Raw genomic sequence first — 26,046 nt, 5'->3', positions numbered from 1 at the left:
CGAAAAGATCGCAGCCTGCGGCAGCTCCTACAGGATACGCATGTCTCTGTAGGAGCTGCCGCAGGCTGCGATCTTTTGCTTTAAGCGTCGCCCTTGATTTCCTGATAGCGCTTTTCCAGCTCCTGGCGAATCTGGCGACGCTGCTGGGCCTGGATATAGCGGCGCTTGCTTTCGCTGTTGTCCGGTTGCAGCGGCGGTACGGGTGCGGGTTTACGCTGATCATCCACCGCGACCATGGTGAAAAAGCAGCTATTGGTGTGGCGCACCGAGCGCTCACGAATGTTCTCGGTTACCACCTTGATGCCCACCTCCATTGAGGTGTTCCCGGTGTAATTGACCGAAGCCAGAAATGTCACCAGCTCGCCGACATGGATCGGCTCACGGAAAATCACTTGGTCCACCGACAGGGTGACCACGTAGCGGCCGGCATAACGGCTGGCGCAGGCGTAGGCGACTTCGTCGAGGTACTTGAGCAAGGTACCGCCGTGAACATTGCCAGAGAAGTTGGCCATGTCGGGGGTCATCAATACCGTCATCGACAGTTGGGCGTTTCCAGGTTCCATAGCATTCTCACGGATCAAGGCAAGGTTTGAGGGCGCACCTCTGCGGGTGCCAGCGTGGTTTTTCAACCAACAGTTATCGGGACGCCGGGCGCGAAGATGCCGTCACGCTGGATCGATCTGTTTCCATATATTGCACCGCCTTTTTGCTGGAAGTCGCGGTGTTACCCTGCAAAAAAACGCCCCGAAGGGAAAAATCCTACGCGGAAAGCGAATTTTATCTCTGCTTGATCGGACGCTTTCTGCGTTCGCGATTGAGCGATGCGACCAAGGAGCCCCACGCCATGCATGCCATCAGCTTTATTCAGGACCTGGCGGTGATCATGTTGGTTGCAGGTGTGGTGACCGTGCTTTTCCATCGCCTCAAACAACCGGTGGTGCTGGGCTACATTGTCGCGGGCTTTATTATCGGTCCGCACACACCGCCATTCGGCCTGATCCACGACGAAGACACCATCAAGACCCTGGCGGAACTCGGGGTGATTTTCCTGATGTTCTGTCTGGGGCTGGAATTCAGCCTGCGCAAGCTGTTCAAGGTGGGCGCCACTGCGTTTATCGCGGCATTCCTGGAAATCGTGCTGATGATCTGGATTGGCTACGAAATCGGTCGCTGGTTCGACTGGAACACCATGGATTCGCTGTTCCTCGGTGCAATCCTGGCCATTTCCTCAACCACCATCATCGTCAAGGCACTCAACGATCTGAAGATGAAAAATCAGCGCTTTGCACAGCTGATTTTCGGTGTGCTGATCGTTGAAGACATCCTCGGCATCGGCATCATCGCGTTGCTGTCGAGTATCGCGGTCAGCGGTACGGTCAGCTCGGGCGAGGTGTTTTCCACAGTCGGCAAGCTCTCGCTGTTCATGATCGTTGCGCTGGTGATTGGTATCTTGCTGGTGCCGCGATTGTTGGCCTACGTGGCCAAATTCGAAAGCAATGAGATGCTGTTGATCACCGTGCTGGGTCTGTGTTTCGGCTTCTGCCTGCTGGTGGTCAAGCTTGAATACAGCATGGTGCTTGGCGCATTCCTGATTGGCGCGATCATGGCCGAATCCCGGCAGTTACTGAAAATCGAACGCCTGATAGAACCGGTTCGCGACTTGTTCAGTGCCATTTTTTTCGTGGCGATCGGGTTGATGCTCGACCCGATGATCCTCCTGCAGTACGCCTGGCCAATCGCGGTGATTACGGTGGCGGTCGTACTCGGCAAGATGTTGTCCTGTGGTCTGGGGGCGTTTATCGCCGGCAATGACGGGCGCACGTCCCTGCGCGTCGGGATGGGGCTTTCGCAGATCGGCGAGTTCTCTTTCATTATTGCTGCCCTGGGCATGACCTTGCAGGTCACCAGTAACTTTCTTTACCCGGTGGCTGTGGCAGTTTCCGTGATCACAACATTGCTGACGCCGTACCTGATCCGAGCTGCCGATCCGTTGTCGATCAAGTTGTCGGCGGCAATGCCTCAGCGTCTGGGACGGGTATTGGGAATGTATGGCGAATGGCTGCGCAGCATTCAGCCGCAAGGCGAGGGCGCGCTGCTGGCTTCGATGATTCGACGGATTTTGCTGCAGGTGGGGGTCAATCTGGCGTTGGTGATCGCAATCTTCCTCGCCGGGGCCTATTTCGCCGAGCGCATCTCAACCTACCTGCAAGACTGGATCAACGATCCGAGCTGGCAGAAAGCATTGATCTGGGGAGGTGCGCTACTGGTGTCGTTGCCGTTTTTGATCGCGGCCTATCGCAAGCTCAAGGCGCTGTCGATGCTGCTGGCGGAAATGGGTGTGAAGCCGGAAATGGCCGGACGCCACACGCAGCGAGTGCGCCGGGTGATCGCCGAAGTGATCCCGATCCTCTCGCTGCTGGTGATTTTCCTGCTATTGGCTGCCTTGTCGGCCAGTATTCTGCCGACCAACAAGTTGCTGGTGCTGATTGCCGTGGTAGCGGCCGCCGTGGCTGCGCTGTTGTGGCGCTGGTTTATCCGCGTCCACACGCGCATGCAGGTGGCCTTGCTCGATACCTTGGATAACCACAAGGATTCACCAGGGCACTGAGCCTGCCGGGCGTCAGCTGACTCAGCTTTCCAGCCAGACGTCCCGCGCCCAGTGCCACACCGACTCCCAGGACTCTTCGGTGATCAACTCTTCTTCGCCTGACCACAGCACTACGGTGCCATCCTCTTCGACGCAGTAGTAGTCGTCACCGTCCTGGCAGATCGGGATCAGGTCGCGCGGTACACCGGCATCCCAGGCATTGGCGGCAACGTCTGGCAGGTAGGTATGGGATTGCGGGTCGGTGACAGTCACCGGTTCCAGGCTGCCGTAGACCACGTCGCTGACGGTCAGCAGGAATTCCTTGAAGACAAACGGAATGTTGATGAAGAGTTCTTCTTCGATTTCGACCAACTGGTCTTCGTCGGGCAACTCCAAGGGGACCGGTACCGGTTCGTTGGCTTCACGCAGTTGTTCGATGATTTCTTCCACGTCCGGGATCCTCTTGCTTGAATGGCGCGGTTTATATGGGGCGGTTTATACAGTAGCTCGCTATAGATGCAACCGCGAAATAGAAAACCCCGGCCGAAGCCGGGGTTTTTATTACAGCACATGAAGCGAAGAGGATAATCAGCCGTTCTGGCGGATCCCTGCCACCAGCCAAGGCTGGTTTTCGCCCTGGGCACGTTCCATGTTCCAGCTTTCGCTGAACACTTCGCCCTGGTCGAAGCGGGAAGTTTTCGACACGCCGCTGAAGGTCAGGGTGGCAATGGTCTTGTCGGCGCGATCATCCACACCGTCCAGTTGCACATTGAGGTTATCAATGTAGGTGGACTGGAAGCCGTCACCCAGATCAGCACGTTCGCGCTTGAGGAACTCCAGCATCTGCGGGGTCACGAACTCGGCGATTTTGTCCATTTCGTTGGCGTCCCAATGCTGTTGCAGGGACTGGAAATGGTTGCGAGCCGCTTCGACGAAGCTCGTTTCATTGAACCAGGCTGGCGCGTTGATGACCGGACGTGCGGCAACAGGGGCAGCCGAACCTCCGAAGATCGAGCCCATGGCCGGTTTTTGTTCGAACACTTCACGCTGCATCGGCGCGTGACCGGCCGGAGCGTATTGCTCCTGCTGTTTGCGACGACGGGCGGCGATGAAACGGAAAACCAGGAACGCGATGACCGCCATGATCAGGATGTCGAAGATCTGCATGCCCTGGAAGCCGCCGCCCATGAACATGGACGCCAGCAGGCCACCGGCCGCGATGCCGGCCAGAGGGCCGAGCCAGCGCGAAGCACCGCCGGCCTTGGCAGCCGCGCCAGCGGCACCGGCAGCACCAGCGGTCGCCGCAGCGCCGCCCATGCCTGGAGAAGAAGGAGCCATCTGGCTTGTCTGGTGAGTCGGCGCAGCGCCTGCGCTTTTGCCACCACCGAAGCGCTTGGCGGCATTGACGTCGAGACTCATCGTCAAGCCGATGCACAACGCCATGGCGATGCTAAGAAAACGTTTCATAAAGGGAATTCCCATTTGTGGAAGGCACGCGCGCCATGTTGCACAGCTGAAGTGTTACTGGCTAGCGGCAGAGTGTTTCGGGCTTTTGCCTGACAGGTTCGGTTCAGCTTCCGTCAGCGCAATAAGACTGGTTCACTTTGGTCTGTAGGATGAGTGGATAAGTTCTATAGGAAGGATGCCTAGCGTCGCAGTGCCAGAAGGATCACTCCGGCCGTAATCAGGCCGATTCCGCCCCATTGTCGCAGGTCGAGTTTTTCGCCCAGCAACATGACGCCGAGCACGGCAACCAAGACAACGCTGAGCTTGTCCACCGGAGCAACCAGTGACGCTGGGCCGACTTTAAGTGCGCGGAAGTAGCAGATCCACGACGCACCGGTAGCCAGGCCAGACAACAGCAAGAACAGGTAACTTCTGGCTGAAATCGATCCCAAAGACTGATATTGGCCCGTCGCGTACAAAATCAAGGCCAGGCTGATCAGAACCACCACCGTGCGCAGCAGCGTGGCAAAGTCTGAATTGACGTTTTCTACGCCGATCTTCGCGAAAATTGCAGTCAAAGCCGCAAAGGCAGCCGATAACAGGGCCCAGAATGTCCAGGAAGAAAAGAAGCCTGAGCCCATGAGTCGTTTCCTACCAGATCAGTGTGAAATCACAAGAGATCGCAGCCTTCGGCAGCTCCTGCAGGTGTACGCGTTCCCATGTAGGAGCTGGCGCAGCCTGCGATCTTTTCAGCCGTTAGACCGCCTCCAGCTTCGCATACCCCAGCATCAACCACTTACTGCCTTCGCTGAAGTTCACCTGAACCCGCGCCTGTGCACCAGCGCCTTCGAAGTTCAGGATCACGCCGTCGCCAAATACCGAGTGCCGAACCGCCTGGCCAAGGCTGAAGCCAGTCTGCGGGATTTCACTGCCGCCAAACAGGCTGCTGGTACTCTGCTGCTGACCACCACCGAACGGACGGCTGACGCTGTTGGAAAGCCGCACTTCCTGGATCAGGCCTTTGGGCACTTCACGTACGAAGCGTGACACCTTGTTGTAGGTCTCGCTGCCGTACAGGCGCCGGGTTTCAGCATAGGTCATCACCAGGTTATGCATGGCGCGGGTGACGCCGACATAAGCCAGGCGGCGTTCTTCTTCAAGGCGGCCGGGCTCTTCCAGGCTCATCTTGTGCGGGAACAGGCCTTCTTCCATACCCACCAGGAACACATAGGGGAACTCCAGGCCCTTGGCGCTGTGCAGAGTCATCAGCTGAATGCTGTCTTCGTGCTCGTCGGCCTGGGTGTCCCCGGCTTCTAGTGAGGCGTGACCGAGGAACGCCGCCAATGGCGTCAAGTCCTCGTCTTCCTCGCTGTTTTCGAAGTTGCGCGCGGCGCTGACCAGTTCCTCAAGGTTTTCTACTCGGGCCTGGCCTTTCTCGCCTTTTTCCGCTTCGTGGTAGGCGATAAGCCCCGACTGCTCGATAACGGTTTGCGTCATCAAGTGCAGCGGCATTTCCATGCACTTGGCCGCGAGGTTTTCGATCAGCTCGATGAACGCGCCGAGTGCGCTGGCCGCGCGACCGGTAACGCCCTTGTTGGCCACCAGTTGGCGCATCGCTTCCCACATGGAAACATCGCTGTGGCGCGCATGGTCACGAATCGCTTCGACGGTTTTTTCGCCAATGCCACGGGCCGGTACGTTGATTACACGTTCCAGCGCGGCATCGTTGCCTCTCCCTTCGAGCAAGCGCAGGTAGGCCATGGCGTTCTTGATTTCCGCCCGTTCGAAGAAGCGCTGGCCGCCATAGATGCGGTACGGAATACGCTCGCGCAGCAAAGCCTCTTCCAAAACCCGCGATTGGGCGTTGGAGCGGTACAAAATTGCGATATCACTGCGTGCCAAGCCGGTTTTCAGCGCACTTTCGATGGTTTCGACAACGTAGCGCGCTTCGTCGTGTTCGTTGAACGCGGCGTACAGATTGATCGCTTCGCCGTCGCCACCATCGGTCCACAGCTCCTTGCCCAGGCGCCCGGTGTTATTGGCGATCAGGGCGTTCGCGGCTTTGAGGATCCCCGCGGTGGAGCGGTAGTTCTGCTCCAGGCGAATGGTTTCGGCGTCCGGGAAGTCATCGGAATATTGGTAGATGTTCTCGATTTTCGCGCCACGCCAGCCGTAGATCGACTGGTCGTCGTCACCGACGACCATCAGGCTGTCGCCACCTTTGGCCAGCAGGCGCAGCCAGGCGTACTGCACGGCGTTGGTGTCCTGGAACTCGTCCACCAAAATGTGCCGGAAACGCTTTTGATAATGGGCCAGCAGTCCGGGGTGGTCGCGCCACAGATCGAGGGCGCGCAGCAGCAATTCGGAGAAGTCGATCACGCCGGCGCGCAGGCATGCCGCCTCGTAGGCTTCATAGATGCTGCGCATGGTGGCCAGGAACAGATCGCCGCTGGCCTGAATGTGTTGCGGGCGAAGTCCTTCGTCTTTCTGCCCGTTGATGAACCACTGGGCCTGACGGGCCGGCCAGCGTTGCTCGTCCAGACCAAGCTCGCGTATCACCCGCTTGACCAACCGCTGTTGGTCATCGCTGTCGAGAATCTGGAAGGTTTGGCTCAGACCTGCTTCCTGCCAGTGCGCCCGCAGTAATCGGTGCGCCAGGCCGTGGAAAGTGCCAACCCACATGCCGGCCGGGTTGATACCCATCAGCTGCTCGATGCGATGGCGCATCTCGGCTGCTGCCTTGTTGGTGAACGTCACCGACAGGATGGAGTGGGGAGACGCGTTTTCAACCTGGATCAACCAGGCGATACGGTGCACCAGCACTCGGGTTTTACCGGAACCAGCACCGGCCAGGACCAACTGACGGCCGACGGGGGCCGCTACGGCCTGGCGTTGGGCATCGTTGAGGGAGTTCAGCAGAAGGGAGAGATCATCGCGCATCGGGGCATTCTAGGGGGCGGCGCCACACCGGGCAAACTCCGCTTTGCTTTAACCGATGAAAGAAGCGCGAGGGACGACCGGTCAGTCACCGCTTGCAAGCGTTAGCCAGCCTCACATACGGCCCTTGGGCGGAGTCGGGTGCTCATTGCTTTTGTCTGTTTTTTGATCTGTAGCAGTTTGGTCCGGGCATTGGCTTGTGTATGCTCCGTCGACGTTTCGGGCCTCATGCTCATCATTATTATAAGAACAAGAAATTGCCTATGACCCTCAGCTCTGACCTGTCTGGCCCTTCTGTGGAGCCTCGGGTTATCCGAAAACAATACGCCATGGAAATGGCGGTCGAACGCACGCGCCTGCTGTACCAGGGCTCACTGCTGCCCACCTTGTTCATGTTGATCAATGGTCTGGTTTGCGCCGGCTTACTCTGGAGCCCGCAGCGCTACTTCCTGGTCACTGTCTGGCTGGTCTGGTTGTTATCGCTGGTTGCATTACGGGTGATTCAGGTCGCTGCCTTCGACTCGGCGATTCCCCATCGTCAGGCGCATCCGATCTGGCAACGAATGTTTTGGCTGGGCTCGGGGCTCACCGGTCTTACGTTGGCCGGTGCCGGAATCGCGCTGGTTCCCGCCGACAATTTCATCCAGCAAGCCTGGGTATTCGGATTGATCGGTGCGGCAGCCCTTTCGGCCAGCGTCGCCTATGCCGTCAGCCTGCCGGCGTTTCTATCGTTTACCTTGCCCTGTCTATTGCCGGCCATTGCCTTCATGTTCTGGGGGCAGGAGCACGGATGGGGCTGGTTTGGCCTGATCCTGCTGGGTGCATTGAGCGTGGTCGCCTGGCAAGTCAATCGATTGATCGATAGCAGTCTGTTGCAACGCTTTCAGAATCAGGCGCTGATCGAGCATTTGCAGCAAGCGCAAAATCGCAGCGAACAGCTCAATCGCAAACTGGCCAGGGAAATCGATCAGCGTCGGCGTGCTGAAGGGGAGTTACGCGAAATCCAGATCGACCTGGAAAGCCGTGTTGCCCAGCGCAGTCTTGAATTGGACGTCGCCAACCAGGCTCTGAGCAAGAGCGAGGCGCGCCTGGCGCTGGCGTTGAAGGCCAGTGAGCTAGGGCTGTGGGACTGGAATCTGCAAACCGATGAAGTCCATCACACGCATATTCAGGAATTGTTCGGCCTGGCGCCGGAATATGTCACGGCGATGTTGCGCCACCTCAAACCGCGCCTGCATCCGGAGGATCTTCCTGCGCTGAGAAAGGCGTTGGTCGAGCACCTGAAGGGGCGCACAGAGGATTACCAGGTTGAGTACCGCATGCGGCATGGCGAAGGTCACTGGGTCTGGATCGAAGACCGCGGACGTGCGGTCGAGCGTGCCGAAAATGGCCGGGTGATCCGTATGGTCGGCACTCGCCGCGACATCAGTGTCAGTAAGGCGCTGGAAGAACAGCAGCAACTGGCAGCGACCGTATTCGAGGCCGCCAGTGAAGGCATCGTGATTTTCGATCCCAACTATGCCCTGATCGCCGCCAATCAAGCCTTCAGCCGGGTCACCGGTTACGAAATCGAAGACATGCTCGGTCGTAAAGTGGTCGAGTTACCGTGCAGTCGCGATGCTCGCCGCCATTACGCGACTATTCATCAGGCGCTGGAGCAGCAAGGCAGTTGGCAGGGTGAGCTGGTGGAAACCCGCAAGAACGGCGAGATGTATCCGCAATGGCTACAGTTGAGCACCGTGCGCGATACCCGGGGAAATGTGAGTCATATTGTCGGCTTCTTCGCGGATCTTTCGGCTCGTCGCGAATCCGAAGAGCGCATGCGCTATTTAACTCACTACGATGAACTTACCGGGTTGGCCAATCGCGCCATGTTCCGCGAACGGCTCAGTGAAGCGCACCAGCGGGTGCGTCAGGGTGGCTATCGCAGCCTGGCGTTACTGCACATCAATCTTGACCGTTTCAAGCAGCTCAACGACAGCCTCGGTCATGAGGTGGCCGACCAGTTGTTGCAAAAGATGGCCCGGCGACTGGTCAATGCGTTGCCTGAAGCGGACACCATCGCACGCTTGTCCGGCGACGAGTTTGCGGTGTTATTCAATACCTACGGCAACCTTTCGAGCCTGGCGCGCGTGGCGACACGATTGTCGAACAAGCTGCGGGTGCCGGTGATGGTCGAGGGGCATGAGCTGGTGATCAGTGCCTCAATGGGCATCAGTTTGCTGCCGGATAATGCGCGGGAAATTTCCGCATTGGTCAGTCAGTCGAACATGGCCATGCAGCACGCCAAGCACTTGGGTGGAAACAATTTCCAGTTCTATACCGACAGCCTGCAAGCCAGCACGCTTGAGCGCTTGCAGCTGGAAAATCAACTGCGTAAAGCCATTGAAGAGAAGCAGTTGAAAGTGTTTTACCAACCGAAATTGTGTCTGGCCACGGGCAAGCTGAATGCAGCGGAGGCGCTGGTGCGTTGGGATCATCCGACCATGGGACGCGTGCCCCCAGGGGATTTCATCGGCCTGGCCGAAGAAACTGGTTTGATTGGGCCTATAGGCGAATTTGTATTGCGCCAGGCATGTTTGCAGGCCTGTGAGTGGCAGCGGCAGGGACTGGAGCCTATCCGGGTATCGGTTAACTTATCGGTGCATCAGCTGAGGCAGGGCAAATTGGTCAGTCTGGTGCGGCAAGTGCTGGAGGAAACCGGGTTGGCGCCGCACTACCTGGAGCTGGAACTCACCGAAAGCCAACTGCTCGATAGTGTGGAGCACATCATTTCGACTTTCCAGCAGTTGCGTGATTTGGGGGTGAAGCTGGCGATCGACGATTTTGGCACCGGTTATTCATCCCTTAGTTACCTCAAGCGGATTCCCGTGGATTACGTGAAGATCGATCAGGCGTTCATTCGCGGACTGGGTGAGGGTACAAAGGATGCGGCGATTACCCGGGCGATCATTGCCATGGCTCATGGCTTGTCGCTGAAGGTCGTGGCGGAAGGGGTGGAGCGGCGCGAGCAGCTGGAGTACCTCAAGGGCGAGCGCTGCGATGAAGTGCAAGGGTATCTCATCAGTCGGCCGATAGAGGCGCCAGGATTGGCAGATCTGCTGCGTGAACAATGCACTGACTGAAAGAGCGCTTCCCGCCGGTTCATTTTCGAGGGGCGGCGGGAAGTGGATATGTTTTTAATGGGTAATCATGATGTCGCCGATTCGATGAAGTAGTTCGCCTTTATAGAAAATACTGACGCCCGTAACATTAGAATCGCCCATTACTATATATTCGACGGCTTTCTCGGTTGCAACCGGAAGTGAAATCTCTTTGGAAGTTTCCAGTTTAAGCTCCAGTCGAATATTGAATGATTTGTCCTGAAGTTTCATGTATTCCAGTTTGGGTATAACGCCGCTGTGGGCAACAGTTACGATGCCATAGACGCGGAAGGACTGGTTACCTGGCATTCGATCGATTTGTGCGGTCCAGTCTTTGGTTTTGATGTTCATGGTATATAAGTCCTTTAGTTGATAGTTGTTGCTTCCTGCTGAATTAATATATCCACCCGCAGCGACGAGTAGCGAGTATTTTAAATTCAAGTTTGTAAGGCTGTATGTTCTAGCCGCTAGCGCTTAAATAGTTAAAGTGGAGTTGAGGCGAGTAATTAACGGGGTGCTGTTGGGCTGAAATCACGAGGAGAGGGCGTATTGAGCCACCCTCAGTGAGTGCTACATCGGGCGTGGGCACGTGAAATCGAGGGATCCGGTTACGCATTGAGCAGGCAAAATGCCGTTTCATGTAGTATAACTACAAGCGTGCTACATCCCGGCGCCTGCCAATAACAAAGAGTCCATTCCTTTGAATCTGCTGCAACACATCGCCCAGTCTCGTCACCTGTTACGCAAGTCGGAGCTCAAGGTCGCCGATCACGTGCTGCTTGACCCCGCGGCCGTGATGCACAGTTCGATGGCCGACCTGGCCCATAGTGTCGGCATCAGCGAGCCGACCATCGTGCGCTTTTGCCGTGCCATCGGTTGCTCCGGGTTCCAGGACCTGAAGTTGAAGCTCGCCCAGAGCCTGGCGGCCGGCGCGAGCTTCGGGCAGTTCGCGATCCACGAAGACGATTCGGTCGCCGACTACAGCCTGAAGATTTTCGACACCACCCTGCATACCCTGATGGAGGTTCGCGAGAAGCTCGATCCGGTGGAGTTACAGCGAGCGGTGACGCTGATGTCCCAAGCCCAGCGCGTGGAGTTCTATGGCTTCGGCGCTTCGGGTGCCGTAGCGGCAGATGCGCAGCACAAATTTTTCCGCTTGTTGCTGACCGCGGCGGCGTATTCCGACCCGCACATGCAAGCGATGTCGGCGGTGACCCTGAAGCCGACCGATGTGGCGATCTGCATTTCCCAGTCCGGACGTTCCAAGGACCTGTTGATCACCGCCAACCTGGTGCGTGAAAGCGGCGCGTCGTTGATCACCCTGTGCCCAAGCCAGACGCCGTTGGCCGAGTTGTCGACCGTCAACCTGGCGATCGATGTTCATGAGGACACGGAGATCTACACACCACTGACCTCGCGGATCGCTCACCTGGTAGTGATCGACGTGCTGGCGATGGGCGTGGCCATGGCGCGCGGGCCGAGCCTGGTCAACCACCTCAAGAGCGTCAAGCGCAGCCTGCGCAGCTTGCGGCTGTCGCCCAAATCGGTGAAAGCGATCGACGATTGAAAAAGATCGCAGCCTGCGGCAGCTCCTACAGGGTTTCTGTGTAGGAGCTGCCGAAGGCTGCGATCTTTTGATTTTCATCCATCTGTAACGATCCCGCCGCTAAAGCGTAACCCCGTGCGCCTACTTTGAAGCTCCCGTACTCGCCTTGGGAGACTCGAAATGGCCCAGCCCTACGAAGAACGCAACAGCGCCGTCAAAACCCGTCGTCAGCAGGAAGATCAGCGCCGCATGGAATTTCGTCGCGCCATCGAAGATCGTTGTGAACGCCGTCAGCTTCTGGCCGAAATCGGTGACTTTCCCGAAGAGTTCGAACTCAATTATTGGCAGTCCGCCTCGACGACTTCCCGTCGAAGCGCTCAACCAGGGCGCTGATCTGCACCCGTTCGCTGCGTACGAACGCAAGGAATGCGTGAGCCACTGGTGACAGCCGTTTAGCTTTGGCTTGCACCAGGCACCAGCTGCGGTAAAGCGGCAGTTCCTCGACCGGCAGCTCGATCAAGCCGCCGGTCGCCAGTTCCAGGTTCAGGGCGTGGCGCGTCAACAGCGCCACACCCAGGCCCGCCAACACACATTCACGCTGGGCTTCGGCTGACGAGACTTCCTGGGTCTGGTTGAAGTGCACGCGTTTCTCCTTGAAATACTCCTCGCACGCCAGTCGCGTGCCGGAACCGGGTTCCCGCAGCAGCAAGGTGTAAGGTTCAAGGTCTTGAAGGCGTAACGGGCCCATGTGGCACAGCGGATGATCGGGCGGCGCGGCAGCGACAATTGGGTTGTTGAGGAACGGCAGAAACTCCAGTCCCATGTCTTGCGGCACCATCGACATGATCACCAGATCATCCCGGTTATCGGAGAGGCGACGAATCACTTGCCCGCGATTGACCACCGTCAGTTGCAGGTTAACCTCCGGATGCTGGCGCTTGAACGCCGCAAACAGGTGCGGTACGAAGTACTTGGCGCTCGATTCCACCGCCAGTTTCAGTTGACCTTGCAGCGAGCCCTGCATGTCGGACAGCTGCATGTCGAGGTTTTCCAGGCGCCCGAAAATGTCCCGGCTGGCGCGTTGCAGTGCTTCGGCCGCTTCGGTCATGTAGAGTTTTTTGCCGACGTAATCGAACAAAGGTTGGCCAATCAGCTCTTCCAGCTGACGAATTTGCAGGCTGACGGCCGGTTGCGTGAGCGACATTTCGTCGGCTGCGCGGCTATAGGACCTCAGATCGCAGACTTCGTTGAAGATCTGCAATTGACGCAATGTCATACGCATCAATGACTTACGCATTTTCAAACGCTCTCGTCGCAGGCTGATGCGCCAACTATAAGTCTTTACTTATGCGTGACCCAATAATTATTCATTTTTGTTAATCCCTTGTGGGCGCTAACGTTGCCCTGCGACCAAATTGAAACATTTGGTCACGCGTCGACCTGGGTCTAGCAGGTCGTGGGTACCACCGGCTCAAGGGAAACTCCAAGTGATAAAAAAGATCCTGATCGCCAACCGTGGTGAGATTGCCGTACGAATCGTGCGTGCCTGCGCCGAAATGGGCATTCGCTCGGTCGCGATCTATTCCGACGCCGACCGCCATGCCCTGCATGTGAAGCGCGCGGACGAGGCCCACAGCATTGGTGCCGAGCCACTGGCCGGTTACCTGAATCCGCGCAAGCTGGTGAACCTGGCCGTGGAAACCGGCTGCGATGCCCTGCACCCCGGTTATGGCTTCCTTTCGGAAAACGCGGAACTGGCGGACATCTGCGCCGAACGCGGTATCAAATTCATCGGTCCATCGGCTGAAGTCATTCGCCGCATGGGCGACAAGACCGAAGCGCGCCGCAGCATGATCAAGGCTGGCGTACCGGTCACCCCGGGCACCGAAGGCAACGTCTCGGGCATCGAAGAAGCCCTGAGCGAAGGCGATCGTATCGGTTATCCGGTGATGCTCAAGGCCACTTCCGGTGGTGGCGGCCGCGGTATTCGTCGCTGCAACAGCCGCGAAGAACTCGAACAGGCTTTCCCGCGTGTTATCTCCGAGGCCACCAAGGCTTTCGGTTCGGCGGAAGTGTTCCTGGAAAAGTGCATCGTCAACCCGAAACACATCGAAGCGCAGATCCTCGGCGACAGCTTTGGCAACGTGGTGCACCTGTTCGAACGTGATTGCTCGATCCAGCGCCGTAACCAGAAGCTGATCGAGATCGCCCCGAGCCCGCAGCTGACCCCGGAACAGCGCGCCTACATCGGCGACCTGTCGGTGCGTGCGGCCAAGGCTGTGGGTTACGAGAACGCCGGTACCGTGGAGTTCCTGCTCGCCGAGGGCGAGGTGTACTTCATGGAGATGAACACCCGGGTGCAGGTGGAACACACCATCACCGAAGAGATCACCGGCATCGACATCGTTCGCGAGCAGATTCGCATCGCGTCCGGGTTGCCGCTTTCGGTGAAGCAGGAAGACATCCACCACCGTGGTTTCGCCCTGCAATTCCGGATCAACGCCGAAGACCCGAAAAACAACTTCCTGCCGAGCTTCGGCAAGATCACCCGTTACTACGCGCCCGGCGGTCCTGGCGTTCGTACTGACACGGCGATCTACACCGGTTACACCATTCCGCCGTTCTACGATTCCATGTGCCTGAAGCTGGTGGTGTGGGCGCTGACCTGGGAAGAGGCGATGGACCGTGGCTTGCGCGCTTTGGACGACATGCGTGTGCAGGGGGTCAAGACCACCGCCGCCTATTACCAGGAAATCCTGCGCAACCCGGAATTCCGTAGCGGCCAGTTCAATACCAGCTTCGTCGAAAGCCACCCTGAACTGACCAACTACTCGATCAAGCGCAAACCCGAAGAGCTGGCCCTGGCCATCGCCGCCGCCATCGCCGCCCACGCAGGCCTGTGAGGAATAAAACAATGTCCAAGAAGATTCACGTAACCGACACCATCCTGCGCGACGCCCACCAATCGCTGCTCGCCACCCGCATGCGCACCGAAGACATGCTGCCGATCTGCGACAAGCTCGACAAAGTCGGCTACTGGTCCCTGGAGTGCTGGGGCGGCGCCACGTTCGACGCCTGCGTACGCTTCCTGAAAGAAGACCCGTGGGAGCGCCTGCGCCAGCTGCGCGCAGCGCTGCCGAATACCCGTCTGCAAATGCTTCTGCGTGGCCAGAACCTGCTGGGCTACCGCCACTACAGCGACGACGTGGTCAAAGCCTTCGTCGCCAAGGCAGCGGTCAACGGCATCGACGTGTTCCGTATCTTCGACGCCATGAACGACGTGCGTAACCTGCGCGTGGCCATCGAAGCAGTGAAAGCGGCGGGCAAGCATGCCCAGGGCACCATCGCCTACACCACCAGTCCGGTGCATACCATCGACGCCTTTGTGGCCCAGGCCAAGCAAATGGAAGCCATGGGTTGCGATTCCGTGGCGATCAAGGACATGGCCGGCCTGTTGACCCCGTACGCCACTGGCGAATTGGTCCGGGCTCTGAAGGCCGAGCAATCGCTGCCGGTGTTCATCCACTCCCACGACACCGCTGGCCTGGCCGCGATGTGCCAACTCAAGGCCATCGAAAACGGTGCCGACCACATCGATACCGCGATCTCCAGCTTCGCTTCGGGTACCAGCCACCCTGGCACCGAGTCGATGGTCGCTGCCCTCAAAGGCACCGAGTTCGACACCGGCCTGAACCTGGAACTGCTGCAAGAGATCGGCTTGTACTTCTACGCCGTGCGCAAGAAGTACCACCAGTTCGAAAGCGAATTCACCGCCGTCGATACTCGCGTGCAGGTCAACCAGGTTCCAGGCGGCATGATCTCCAACCTGGCCAACCAGCTCAAAGAGCAGGGCGCACTGAACCGCATGAGCGAAGTGCTGGCAGAGATCCCGCGCGTTCGCGAAGACCTCGGCTTCCCGCCGCTGGTGACGCCGACCTCGCAGATCGTCGGCACCCAGGCTTTCTTCAACGTGCTGGCTGGCGAGCGCTACAAGACCATCACCAACGAAGTGAAGCTGTACCTGCAAGGCGGCTACGGCAAGGCGCCAGCCCCGGTGAACGAGCAACTGCGTCGCCAGGCCATCGGCAGTGAAGAAGTGATTGATGTGCGTCCGGCCGACCTGCTCAAGCCGGAAATGGCCAAGCTGCGTGCCGACATCGGCGCGTTGGCCAAGTCGGAAGAAGACGTGCTGACATTCGCCATGTTCCCGGACATCGGTCGCAAGTTCCTCGAAGAACGTGCCGCCGGCACCCTGACCCCTGAAGTGCTGCTGCCGATCCCGGAAGCAGGCAAAGTCGCCTCGGCGGGCGGCGAAGGTGTGCCAACCGAGTTCGTCATCGACGTCCACGGCGAAACCTACCGCGTCGACATCACCGGTGTCGGCGTCAAGGCCGAAGGCAAGCGTCACTTCTACCTGTCCATCGACGGCATGCCGGAAGAAGTGGTGTTCGAACCGCTCAACGAATTCGTCGGTGGTGGCAGCAGCAAGCGCAAGCAAGCCTCTGCACCGGGGCACGTCAGCACCACCATGCCGGGCAACATCGTCGATGTACTGGTCAAGGAAGGCGACACCGTCAAGGCGGGTCAGGCTGTGCTGATCACCGAAGCGATGAAGATGGAAACCGAAGTCCAGGCGGCCATCGCCGGCAAAGTCACCGCCATTCACGTGGCCAAGGGTGACCGCGTTAACCCGGGCGAAATCCTGATCGAGATCGAAGGCTGAGATAACGGCCTCGATACAACGCTTTAAACCTCGGGGGAGCATGGGCTCCCCTTTTTTTTGCCTGGAGTTTGTGCGGAGCTAGAAGTTCATTCGCCATTGGCCTGTGATGCCATGACTGCGGCTATCGCTGCCCATTTCACCCATAAGACCAACGCGGAGCGTGTTGGGAGCTGAAAGCTTGAGGTCCATGCCGATATCGAACATCAGCTTGTCCCGATCCAGTGGCGCACTGTAGGTGCTGTAGTCATTGCCGCCGCTGAGCAAACGTTGCCTGGTTTCGGTATAGACCTCGCCGTAGGTATGTTTCCAACCAGCACTCAAATGCGGCGTCAGTTGCATGCCGTTATTCAGCCGGTTGAGTTTCGCCAGTCGAAGTCCAAATGTACTGCTTAAATTTTCCTCGGATTGTCCTTTGACTTTCAAAGCCGCAAGGCCACCTTTCTCCGTGAAGTTGTCGCGCTGATAACGTTGATAGCCAAGGCTGGCGAATGGTTCGATCCTGACGTCGGCGCGGCCCAGGTTGTAACCCAATTGCGCGAAGCCTTGTTGAGTGAAGGCATCGTAGCGACCTTCAGGGCGATCCGTGAAACCAGGGAGGTCGACCCGGCGTGCACTGCTTCCCTTATGGCTGTTATGGGTTACGCCGAGGCGAAGGGAGGTTGGCCCGATCTGGCGCAAGGCATAGGCACCCAGGTGCCAGCTTTCCAGATCACCATCGAGCTCTCTGCTTTTCTGGTCAGTGAGAGAGTTACCGCCCATCACGCCCACACGCCAATGCTCATTCATTTGCCAGTCAGCACCCAGTAGCAGTCCTTGAGTGGCGTATTTCAGTGGGTCATTGTCTCGATCCATTCTTCCGTTGTGTCCCAGCGCTTGCAGCCAGACTCTGCCATTGGCTTCTTTGCCTGTGGCCATTCGATGCGATCCGTTTTGACGGTGGGTCACACCCGTAGCGTCCAGCTGGTACATGGCCGAGAGCAGTGTCGCGCTGATTTGAGCGTCACTGTTGAGCGTGGCTTTAGCGAGGTTTGCGTTACTGTCACCCGTGAAACTTTCGAGATCGAGGGCGAGGGATTCGTTCGTGTAGCCGGACCATTTCGGCGCTGTATTGCCCGAAGCGAACGTAACGTTGCTAAAGCCCAGCGCTGAGGCAACCGTTAAAACAAAAAAACAGTGCTTGTTCGGGGGCTGATAGGGCATTGGATTTGGCCTCTTGTAGACAGGAGGCCAAACTCTAGGAAGCGGCTGACGTTTCCGATGTCAGCTGGTTCCGTAGGCGGTGCGGGCAGTGTCGGATCATTTTGTGGAAAAAAGGCTGGCTGCGGTGCTGGGCGGGTTTTTACTGATGCCTGGTGGTGGGTTTTCCTACGGCGGGTCGAACTCGGTGGGGTATCAGTGGGAGTCGTGTATGAAAATCAAAGGATCGCAGCCTTCGGCAGCTCCTACAGGGTGTGCCCCGATCTCGTGTAGGAACTGCCGCAGACTGCGATCTTTTGCTGTTGAATCGCTAGCTCCGACACTCGACAAGCGTTTTCAGCTGTCCCGATCCACTCTGGTTCTCATCGCTCAGCCACTTCTCGAATCCTGCCGCAATCGCCGGCCATTCCGAGTCCAGAATCGAGTACCACGCGGTATCGCGGTTTTGCCCCTTGACCACCATGTGCTGGCGGAACACCCCTTCAAAACTGAAGCCCAGGCGTTCGGCCGCGTACTTGGAGCGGGCGTTGCCGTTGTTGCACTTCCACTCCAGGCGACGGTAGCCGAGGGCGAAGGATTCCTTGGCCAGCAAGTAGATCGCCTCGGTGCTTTTCGGCGAGCGCTGCATCGGCGCGCCGAAGGTGACGTGGCCGATTTCGATACGACCCTGGGCCGGGACAATGGACATCAGGCTGAGGATGCCTTGCACTTCGCCGCTGGTGCGGTCGATCACACTGAAGAAATACGGATCGCTGTGGGCGGCGTGGTTATTCAGCCAGTCATTGAAGGCACTGCGCTGCGGGAACGGGCCGTATGGCAAATAATCCCAGAGCTTCGGGTCAGCGCCGGGACCTTGCAGGGCATTGAACAAGTCATCGCCGTGACGTGCCGGGTCGAGCTTTTCCAGGCGGATGAAACGCCCCTCGATGGTTTGAACCGTTGGCGCCGGAACGCCTTTCCAGTCTGCGAGTGAAGTCGACATGCTGTGCTCCTTGAATCTTAAATGGCTTTGCGAAACTGGATGAAACCAGGGCGTTCGGCGATGCGCTCGTAGAGCTGAATCGCGGTGGCGTTGGTTTCGTGGGTCAGCCAATGCACTTTGCAGCAGCCGTCGGCCTTGGCGGTTGCGTAGACGTGCTCGATCAGCAGGCGACCGACGCCCGTGCCACGGGTTTGCGGCTCTACCAGCAAATCTTGCAGGTAGCAGGAGTTTTCGATGCTCCAGTTCGAACGATGGTAGATGAAATGCACCATGCCCACCGCCTTGCCGTCGACCCAGGCGAGTGCGGCGTGGGTCGGTTCGTTAGGGTCGAGAAAGCGTTGCCAGGTACTTTGTGTGACAGCCTCGGGCAGTTCGGTGTTGTAGAAGCGCAGATAGGCCTGCCACAGCGGCAGCCAGGCGGCGTGGTCAACGGCGCTGACCGAGCGAATTTCAACTGGGTTCATCTTCGTTCCTTATCGCATCAATTGGGCGAGTGCCTGGTCGTGCATATCCGGGCTGGTAGCCAACCCCTCGCGCACGCCGGCGATGTCGGCGGGACTACGGTTCTGGCTGAGCTTGCGCTTGCCCTCCAGGCGTTCGATCGGTAGGGCGAAACCGACGATGGCCTTGAGCATGCCGTCGATGTAATCGGCGGGGGCATCTTCGACTTTCCACGGCTGGGCACGGCCGCTCTCATGACGATCGGTGAGGGTGCTGACGATGTCGAGCAGCCGTCCGCCATCATTGAAGGTTTCGGCGCGGCCATAGGCGTGCACGGCGACGTAGTTCCAGGTCGGCACGACTTTGCCGTGCTCGGCCTTGCTCGGGTAAAAGCCCGGGCTGACATAGGCGTCTGGACCGGAAAAAATCAGCAGGGCTTCGGCACCATCGCGCAGGTCTTTCCACTGCGGATTGGCCTTGGCCAGATGCCCATACAGCGTGCCGCTCGGGCCTTGTTCGCGATGCAGTAGCACCGGCACGTGGCTGGCCTGCAAACCGTGTTCGCCGTGGGTGACCAATATGGCGAGGCGGGTGGCGAGAATCAGCTCGTGCAACTGGGACAGTTCATCGATGGCAAAAGCGCGGGGCGTGTACATGGCGAAATTTTCCTTGGCGAATGCCTGCATCCTAGGCAGGCTATTGGACTGTTGTAAGAGCCATTAATGACCAATTTCATAGGTCCATTGAGATGAATAGCGAGCCGCTCTCTCTGTCCTTCAACCCGGCCGGTATCGAACTCGATCGCCGTCAGGGCTTGAGCCGCCAGCTCTATCAGGCATTGCGCTTGCGTGTGCTGGACGGTCGCCTGGCCAGTGGCACGCGCTTGCCGGCGAGCCGGGATCTGGCGGCGGCGCTGGCGATTTCCCGTAACAGTGTGGTGCGCGCCTACGATCAACTCTATGCCGAAGGATTCATTGAAGGACGGGTGGGTGACGGCACCTATGTCGCGCAATTACCGCAAAGCGCGTTGCCGGGGGAAAAACTATCCACAAAAGTATCCACAGGGTTGTCAACAGGCTTACCCACAGCCTTATCCACAAATCGGCTGGATTTACCTGTGGTTTCATCCAGTAAAGTTATCCACAGCGGTGCATTGCAGCGTATTGAAAACAACCATTTGGCTTTGCCGCCGAGTGGTCCGCCGCGTGCTTTTCGGGTGGGCGTTCCGGCGTTCGATCTGTTTCCTTTTGAGGTCTGGGCCAAGCTGAATGCGGCTTTCTGGCGCAAACCGGATTTACAGCAACTGTGTTACGGCGACCCGGCGGGCGATGCGCGTTTACGCGGGCTGATCGCGGCATATTTGCGCAGTTCCCGTGGCATGCAGTGCACGTCTGAGCAAATTGTGATCACCAGTGGTGCACAACAGGGCATCAGCCTTTGTGCACAGCTATTGGTGGAGCCGGGCGACGGGGTGGCGATTGAAAATCCGGGGTATCGGGCTGCCGGTCATGCCTTCGCCATGGCGGGGGCACGCCTGCACGGCGTGGCGGTGGACAGCGAAGGCATCGACTGTGCCGAGTTATCTGCGCTCACCGGTTGCCGTCTGGCTTATGTCACGCCTTCACATCAGTACCCGACCGGTGTGGTCATGAGCCTGGCGCGCCGTCTGGAATTACTGGCGTGGGCCGAGCGCACCCAAGGCTGGATCGTCGAGGATGACTATGACGGCGAATACCGATACAGCGGAGCACCGTTGGCGCCGTTGGCGGCGCTGGATCGGCAAGGACGGGTGTTGTACGTCGGGACTTTCGGCAAAGTCGCCTTCCCGGCGTTGCGCTTGGGTTATCTGGTGTTGCCGCCAGCGCTGACCCAGGCGTTTTCTCAGCGCCGGGCGGTGGACGTGCGGCATTCCGAGGTGAGCACCCAAGCGGTGATGGCCGAATTCATGGCTGCCGGGCATTTTCAGCGACACATTCGCCGTATGCGTCGCGCGGCATTGAGTCGCCGCAATGCATTGCTGACAGGCTGGCCGCGGGATATCCCTGGCGTTGGCAGCTTGCCGAGCGTCGCGGCAGGGCTGCATTTGACGGTTGTAGTCGAATCACAGGCTCGTGAGCAAGAACTGATAGAAAGCGCCGCGAGCGTCGATGTCGAGATCAATGCGCTGAGCAGCTATTGGCTTGCCGATACGCAAAAAGCGTTGGACCAGCGTGCCGGGCTGGTCTTGGGCTTCGCGGCGGTGCCTGAAGCGGCGATCAGTGCCGCGTTAGCACGATTGGAAAAAGCTTGGCGTCTGTAGGAGCGAGCATGCTCGCGATGGACTCAAGAGCGCCGATGGGAGCCAGGTCCCCAGCGTTATCGTTAACGACCATCGCGAGCGAGCTCACTCCTACAAAGAGCATTAGGTGTTATTGCGGGTCTCGCTTTTGGGCAAGAACAGCGACTTGGCCAGTTGGGGGCTGATCTCGCTGCGATAGATGGCGATCAGTTCACTGTTGGGCGTGTCCGCTCGCAAGTCAAACCCGCCCCCCAGTTTCCTTTGAGAGGCGGTTTTCAGATGGGCTACGGTGAAGCCATCGGCAGGCGTTTCAAGCTTTGGGTAATGAAAGTGCGCGTACCAGAGTACCGCGCCGCTACCCCCGTCCTTCCCGTTGCCAATCTCTCGGATTTCATACTCTTCAAGAAAGTCTTTTCTGTACCCCTTGAGCCGATTGCGACCGGGGACTTTGACGATGTCCGCCAGCCCATTGCTGTGCAGCCATTCAACACGGGCGGCGGTCGGGGGTTGTCGTTTGATCATGCCGATTCGAGTGAGGCGACCCTTTTCGCCAAGGTTGATCGCCTCGTCATTGAGCTGCTTTGTCAGTTTGACGGCTGAAACCTGGCCACCATCGGTGACGTTCTGGTCGATCAGGGCCTGTTCGATTGCCTGGGCCGCTTGTGTCATTCGCTCGGCGTGCTGCTTGAACATCTCCTCGATTTCCACCGGGATTCGCCCGGCTTGATTGGCGTGCGTCTCGGTTCGCTGGATAAACGCCTGCAGTTGATCGAGCAGAATCTGGCCTTTCTGGATGCTGACCTCCAGAGAGGGGCGAACGGGCGTCGGCAGAGGGGTCTGTGGCGTCAAGTGTTCGAGCCAGTTGCCGGGGGTTTTTTCGTGGAACGTAGCAATGACCTTTCCGGTCAGCGGAGATTTCACGTCGAACAAATCTGCCACTTCGCCGTCCACTCGCGGGCGGGGCGTGCCGACCACGGTCCCTTTGAAGCGCGTCTTGATGATGCGTTTGCGCACAGGTGCAGGGCGGGACGGGCCTGGTTTCGGCTCCAGCAGCCTGCGTTCCTGCAATAGGCCGGCGAGATGTTTCGTGGTGGGCTCGTTGAATGCCTTGATCCGCTCGCGCATGAGTTCCAGCGGTGAACTCAGCAGTTGTCCGGGAAACTCTTCCGCCAGATCGGCAACACGCTGGTCGAGGTTGGCGAATTGCTCCAGCAGATCGTTGAAGGCGTCGATTTGTTCGAGCAGCGGGAGAGTATCTCCTTCGGCAGTAAGGTCCAGGGAGGACTGAATGGTGAGGCCAGCATCTTCGACAAGTTGTTCGATTGCCTGACGTGCCGGCGTTGAGTCAGCCGGGTTGCTGTCATCCAGACAAAGCCGCGAAGCAATGCTGATCTGGAAGAGCTTCAGGTCTTTGAGATCGAACCTTGGTAGGTGCGCGATGAAATCGCGGGCCATTTCATTGGCCTCTCTACCCAGTCGCGTCAGCTCATCGATACGGGCCCGGGCGAATTCAATCTTGTCGATAAAGCCCTGGGTCAGGTCGCTGGTGAGTTGATGAATCTGACGGGGCGTCTGCGGACCTTTGATCTTTTCATTGTCCAGCAGCGCGAGGGATCGGCGCATACGTTCCCCGAATACGCGATTTTGCCGAATGAACCATTTCTGAGTCAGTGATAACTGGCTTTCCAGGCAATCGATCATCACGGTCCGATAGTTGAGGATGGGTCCGAGGGTGTTGTAGGTCTTGAGTTGTTCACCGTATTCGCCGTACGCCGCCACCTGCGAATTCAGGGTTTCGAGCAAGGATTGGTGATTGGAATCGGTGGCGGCTTTTTCTGCGGTTTCCAGTTCCTTTTCCAGCTCGAGTCTGCGGCCATCGAACGCTTTGAGTTGTCGCTGCAAGTCTGCCAGGCGCTGCTGGTTGGCGCGCTCCAGGTCTTTGCGACGACCGCCGCCGCGCAGCCGAAGGCGCGTGTCCACGAACCATTGTCCCTGGGTGGAATGAGTCAGCAGAGGGCCTTGCACCGCGGGTGTTTGCCGCGAATCGACGATCTGCACATCATCATTGTCGTTGAGCATGACCTCGAACCAACGTTGACCGACCTTGGCGTACCACTTGCGGTTAAGCCCTCTGAGATGCTGGTGGGGCCCGTCAGGTGAGGGTGCCGTGAGGCCTGCGGGTTCTGTAATGCTCAGTTGATCAAGCAAGGCGCCTAGCCCAGTGGGTGTCAAAGCACCGAGGGCGTGCAGAGGAGGTTCGTGTGCGGTTTGCGGTTGGCTGGCCTGCCAATCGGGAAGCTTGGTCAAGATCGGTTTGGGGCTGGGCAGCGGTTGTGGAGCAGGGTGCGAGGTTTGGGTTTTTTCCAGTCGTCGCGCAGAGGGTTTATGGCGAGCGGCTGCTTGATGGGCGAGCACCATGCCGATCATCAGCAACAGGTCGGTCATGGCGGACCAGGCACTCTCGCTATCGCCCTGTTCCTTGGCGTCGGCTGCTTCCTGCAGATCATCCATGATCTGCCAGATCCAGGCCGCCGTCCCGACCGTGCGCCCCAGGAAGGGCAGTGCCACATTGAACAGCATCCACGCGCCTTGCTTGAGTGTTGCCCAGCGGGCTTCGGCGTTGGAGACCGATTGGCGGTCAGCCAGCGTGACCAACGCATCGGCGTTGGCTTTGAACAAGGCCGGGAAGGGGTTGTCCTCCAGCGGCTTTGTGCTCAAAGCCACGCTGCCCATCTTGCGCAGCAACGAAGTGGGTTCGACCAGCAGTTGACTCAACGTCCAGGCCGAAGGCAGCTCGCCGGGCAAGACATATTGGGAGTAATTGAAGCGCACGCTGTCTGGCAGCCAGGCGAGGATCGATTGGCGAAGTGCTTTGCTCTGTTTGATCGCATACAGCAGATTGGCTTCGCCCGGATACTGCAACAGCGGGTGATCGAGTAGCGGTCGGTAGAGCAGGCAAGGTCCTTTGGTGGTGAGTCGCGGCCCGATTACGAACATGTTGGCGACTTCATCGGCTTTGCCGTCGGTACGGTCGCCGGTGATGAACGCCAGTGGGCGTATGATGATCTCCAGCCCATCCACAACGCGCTCGGCAGGGGTTGGCTGCATGGCCGCGACGACATATCGATACCCGCGTTCGTCAATGCCGGCCTGGCTGCGGATCTTGAGTTGCAGTGCCAGCAGCGGCAACTGAAGGCGCAAATGGCGAACATAGAGTTCGCGCCTTCGCGACGTTTCCAGCGCATCGGTGAGTAACTTGCGTTTGATCAGCGCGGGGTAAGTCGCGCCGATGTTCACCTGCGTCACGAGTTGCTCCAGATAGGCCGGTGTCATCCACGCTGGTGTTGCATCGCCGTTTTTGTATTGCACCGCCTTGTTGCCCAACGGGACCGCAATCAGGTTTTGCAGGGCAAGCTCCACCAGCGATAGCGTGAGGGTCTGGGTCTTTCCCGGCACGACAAACGTCCCGTAAACCACAAGGCTGGTGATGCTGATCTCGACATCCTCAAGTTTCAGGGTCGAGGCTGCCGGATAGTCTTTGATCATCTGTTCGCGCAGGCTTTGCAGCGCAAAGTCCGGCAGCGATGCAATGTCGTCCAGGAAGGTTTTACCGGCGTCCTGTTCGCGCAAGCTGGCAATGTCCATCAAATGCCGACTGTATCGAGTGAGGTCTGCCGGCGAGGCACCCTTGAGCCAGTCCGGCATTAATTGCTGAACCTTGCTGAAAGAAGACGCCGGCGGTTCATGGAGGTCAGTGCGGTGACCCACAGGTAAAAGACTTGGCGCAGATGGGGTTTCTGCAACGTTCAGGGCACCGATGGCTTCGATCTCGAGCGCGATCAACGCGCAAGCCTGATGATGGAAAAAATGGCCATCGGGCTCGTACAGGCGCCACTGCGAATCCTGCTGCACAGGAAGCGTTTCACCCAATGCCTCAACTGAGTTGTAACGCTTGAATCCTTGGACGATGGAGTGCGTGAGCACAACAGTACGATCGTTGAGCGTGCCTGTGAGCACGGCCATATCCAGAATCTGCGAGTGCTTGCTTGTGCCGTTTTCCACGTTGTCGATGTCGATCAGGCAGGCTTTGGTCAGGTACTTGTCCCCGGCGCGTCGTGAAGTGCGGTCCGGTTGGCTGAACACGGCACGGGCCACGGCTTTTTCGTCTTCGCTCCAGTCCAGTGTCGGGTCGATATTCCAGATGCCTTGCAGCGACTGCGAGAGCTGGTGCCAGCGCGGTGCCTGGGGGCTTGTCTCCTTGTTCCAGTAATCGAGCTGCTGTTGCTGAAAAGCGTTGAACAGCAGCGGGGCGAGGATATTGAGCAGGCGTGCGATCGCATCGATTTTCACGGGGAGCTGAACCACGGGGTCGGCCGCCGGGTGATGGGTCAGAAAGTGTTCGCCGTCGATGTACGTTACGGTCGATCGCGTGTACCCGAGTCTAACCAGCACATGGGTGAGCGATTCGTACGAATGATTGCCCTCAACCACGTGATCGCGGGTAATGACCCAGGTCGGGGTGACGACCACGGCGTGCATTGGATCGATCTTCAGTTGCGGATACAGAGCGTCAAGTTCGCGCTTGAGGACATTCGCAGCCACTTCACTGATCGAAGGGCCGGTGATCAGTTCTGTCAGTACATCTTTCTCTTTTTGGTAGTTGGTTTCGGGCATGGTCGTCTCCTGACGGGGGGGTAGCCGCTGTGGATGACACAGCGCTGAATCAGGGGACGGTATCGGGCCGTTGGAGCGGTCCAGCGGTAGTT

At 58.4% G+C, this 26,046-nt stretch carries 19 protein-coding genes; 7 read left to right on the top strand and 12 right to left on the bottom strand.

Translation table 11 applies throughout. The features are described from left to right. Positions 1–80: 80 nt before the first annotated feature. Entirely contained in the window at positions 81–563 is a 483-nt protein-coding gene (locus tag ABTV22_RS29730; RefSeq protein ID WP_096514158.1) for an acyl-CoA thioesterase, read from the bottom strand. Positions 564–844: 281 nt separating this feature from the next. Between ABTV22_RS29730 and ABTV22_RS29725 the strand changes: the two genes are divergently transcribed. Further along, a complete protein-coding gene (locus tag ABTV22_RS29725; protein WP_433737900.1) occupies positions 845–2,608 on the top strand; it encodes a cation:proton antiporter in 1,764 nt (587 codons plus the stop codon). 21 nt (positions 2,609–2,629) lie between these two features. On the opposite strand, the gene ABTV22_RS29720 is transcribed toward ABTV22_RS29725, so the two are convergent. The 4 genes from ABTV22_RS29720 to uvrD all read right to left on the bottom strand — a co-directional run bounded on the left by ABTV22_RS29720 (position 2,630) and on the right by uvrD (position 6,973). Further along, positions 2,630–3,037: an SMI1/KNR4 family protein gene (locus ABTV22_RS29720; protein ID WP_007954245.1), complete on the bottom strand. Its 408-nt coding sequence runs from the start codon at positions 3,035–3,037 to the stop codon at positions 2,630–2,632. A gap of 138 nt (positions 3,038–3,175) precedes the next feature. Beyond that, the gene (locus ABTV22_RS29715) at positions 3,176–4,054 is read right to left on the bottom strand and encodes a Tim44 domain-containing protein (protein WP_433737899.1); all 879 of its coding nucleotides are present in this window, start codon (positions 4,052–4,054) and stop codon (positions 3,176–3,178) included. A 179-nt stretch (positions 4,055–4,233) separates the two neighbouring features. Beyond that, the gene (locus ABTV22_RS29710; RefSeq protein ID WP_433737898.1) at positions 4,234–4,674 is read right to left on the bottom strand and encodes an EamA family transporter; all 441 of its coding nucleotides are present in this window, start codon (positions 4,672–4,674) and stop codon (positions 4,234–4,236) included. 115 nt (positions 4,675–4,789) lie between these two features. Beyond that, positions 4,790–6,973 (bottom strand): DNA helicase II, encoded by a 2,184-nt coding sequence (uvrD, locus tag ABTV22_RS29705; RefSeq protein ID WP_433737897.1) that lies wholly within the window; start codon positions 6,971–6,973, stop codon positions 4,790–4,792. A gap of 260 nt (positions 6,974–7,233) precedes the next feature. Here uvrD and ABTV22_RS29700 point away from each other — a divergent pair, with 260 nt between their 5' ends. After that, positions 7,234–10,095: an EAL domain-containing protein gene (locus tag ABTV22_RS29700; RefSeq protein WP_433737896.1), complete on the top strand. Its 2,862-nt coding sequence runs from the start codon at positions 7,234–7,236 to the stop codon at positions 10,093–10,095. A gap of 54 nt (positions 10,096–10,149) precedes the next feature. Here the strand turns inward: ABTV22_RS29700 and ABTV22_RS29695 are convergent, their stop codons facing one another. Continuing rightward, positions 10,150–10,464 (bottom strand): hypothetical protein, encoded by a 315-nt coding sequence (locus tag ABTV22_RS29695; RefSeq protein ID WP_433737895.1) that lies wholly within the window; start codon positions 10,462–10,464, stop codon positions 10,150–10,152. Between the two features lie 349 nt (positions 10,465–10,813). On the opposite strand from ABTV22_RS29695, the gene hexR reads away from it, so the two are divergent. Both hexR and ABTV22_RS29685 read left to right on the top strand, forming a co-directional pair. Further along, positions 10,814–11,680, top strand: coding sequence for a transcriptional regulator HexR (hexR, locus tag ABTV22_RS29690; RefSeq protein ID WP_433737894.1), 867 nt, complete (start codon positions 10,814–10,816; stop codon positions 11,678–11,680). A gap of 159 nt (positions 11,681–11,839) precedes the next feature. Next, a complete protein-coding gene (locus ABTV22_RS29685) occupies positions 11,840–12,052 on the top strand; it encodes a PA3496 family putative envelope integrity protein (RefSeq protein ID WP_433737893.1) in 213 nt (70 codons plus the stop codon). Here ABTV22_RS29685 and ABTV22_RS29680 read toward each other — a convergent pair. Continuing rightward, the gene (locus ABTV22_RS29680) at positions 11,994–12,956 is read right to left on the bottom strand and encodes a LysR family transcriptional regulator (RefSeq protein ID WP_433737892.1); all 963 of its coding nucleotides are present in this window, start codon (positions 12,954–12,956) and stop codon (positions 11,994–11,996) included. The two genes, ABTV22_RS29685 and ABTV22_RS29680, sit on opposite strands and share 59 nt — an antisense overlap. Positions 12,957–13,146: 190 nt before the next feature. On the opposite strand from ABTV22_RS29680, the gene ABTV22_RS29675 reads away from it, so the two are divergent. Together ABTV22_RS29675 and oadA are read left to right on the top strand one after the other, a co-directional pair. Beyond that, a complete protein-coding gene (locus tag ABTV22_RS29675; RefSeq protein WP_433737891.1) occupies positions 13,147–14,562 on the top strand; it encodes an acetyl-CoA carboxylase biotin carboxylase subunit in 1,416 nt (471 codons plus the stop codon). An 11-nt stretch (positions 14,563–14,573) separates the two neighbouring features. Next, positions 14,574–16,382 (top strand): sodium-extruding oxaloacetate decarboxylase subunit alpha, encoded by a 1,809-nt coding sequence (oadA, locus tag ABTV22_RS29670; RefSeq protein WP_433737890.1) that lies wholly within the window; start codon positions 14,574–14,576, stop codon positions 16,380–16,382. Between the two features lie 78 nt (positions 16,383–16,460). On the opposite strand, the gene ABTV22_RS29665 is transcribed toward oadA, so the two are convergent. The 4 genes from ABTV22_RS29665 to ABTV22_RS29650 all read right to left on the bottom strand — a co-directional run bounded on the left by ABTV22_RS29665 (position 16,461) and on the right by ABTV22_RS29650 (position 19,658). Next, entirely contained in the window at positions 16,461–17,582 is a 1,122-nt protein-coding gene (locus tag ABTV22_RS29665) for an autotransporter outer membrane beta-barrel domain-containing protein (RefSeq protein WP_433737889.1), read from the bottom strand. A gap of 307 nt (positions 17,583–17,889) precedes the next feature. Further along, the gene (locus ABTV22_RS29660; protein ID WP_433737888.1) at positions 17,890–18,561 is read right to left on the bottom strand and encodes a GNAT family N-acetyltransferase; all 672 of its coding nucleotides are present in this window, start codon (positions 18,559–18,561) and stop codon (positions 17,890–17,892) included. 17 nt (positions 18,562–18,578) lie between these two features. Further along, on the bottom strand, positions 18,579–19,025 hold the full coding sequence (locus tag ABTV22_RS29655; RefSeq protein ID WP_433737886.1) for an N-acetyltransferase family protein: 447 nt from the start codon (positions 19,023–19,025) through the stop codon (positions 18,579–18,581). Between the two features lie 9 nt (positions 19,026–19,034). Next, positions 19,035–19,658, bottom strand: a complete 624-nt coding sequence (locus ABTV22_RS29650) for an FMN-binding negative transcriptional regulator (protein WP_433737885.1) — start codon at positions 19,656–19,658, stop codon at positions 19,035–19,037. Between the two features lie 92 nt (positions 19,659–19,750). Between ABTV22_RS29650 and ABTV22_RS29645 the strand changes: the two genes are divergently transcribed. Beyond that, positions 19,751–21,301, top strand: coding sequence for a PLP-dependent aminotransferase family protein (locus ABTV22_RS29645; protein ID WP_433737884.1), 1,551 nt, complete (start codon positions 19,751–19,753; stop codon positions 21,299–21,301). A gap of 102 nt (positions 21,302–21,403) precedes the next feature. On the opposite strand, the gene ABTV22_RS29640 is transcribed toward ABTV22_RS29645, so the two are convergent. Beyond that, on the bottom strand, positions 21,404–25,954 hold the full coding sequence (locus ABTV22_RS29640; protein ID WP_433737883.1) for a hypothetical protein: 4,551 nt from the start codon (positions 25,952–25,954) through the stop codon (positions 21,404–21,406). Positions 25,955–26,046: the final 92 nt, after the last annotated feature.

The sequence above is a fragment of the Pseudomonas putida genome, from assembly GCF_050990305.1.
In the GTDB taxonomy this organism is placed as follows: Bacteria; Pseudomonadota; Gammaproteobacteria; order Pseudomonadales; family Pseudomonadaceae; genus Aquipseudomonas; species Aquipseudomonas putida_AH.
This window is presented reverse-complemented; position numbering and strand designations above follow the sequence as displayed.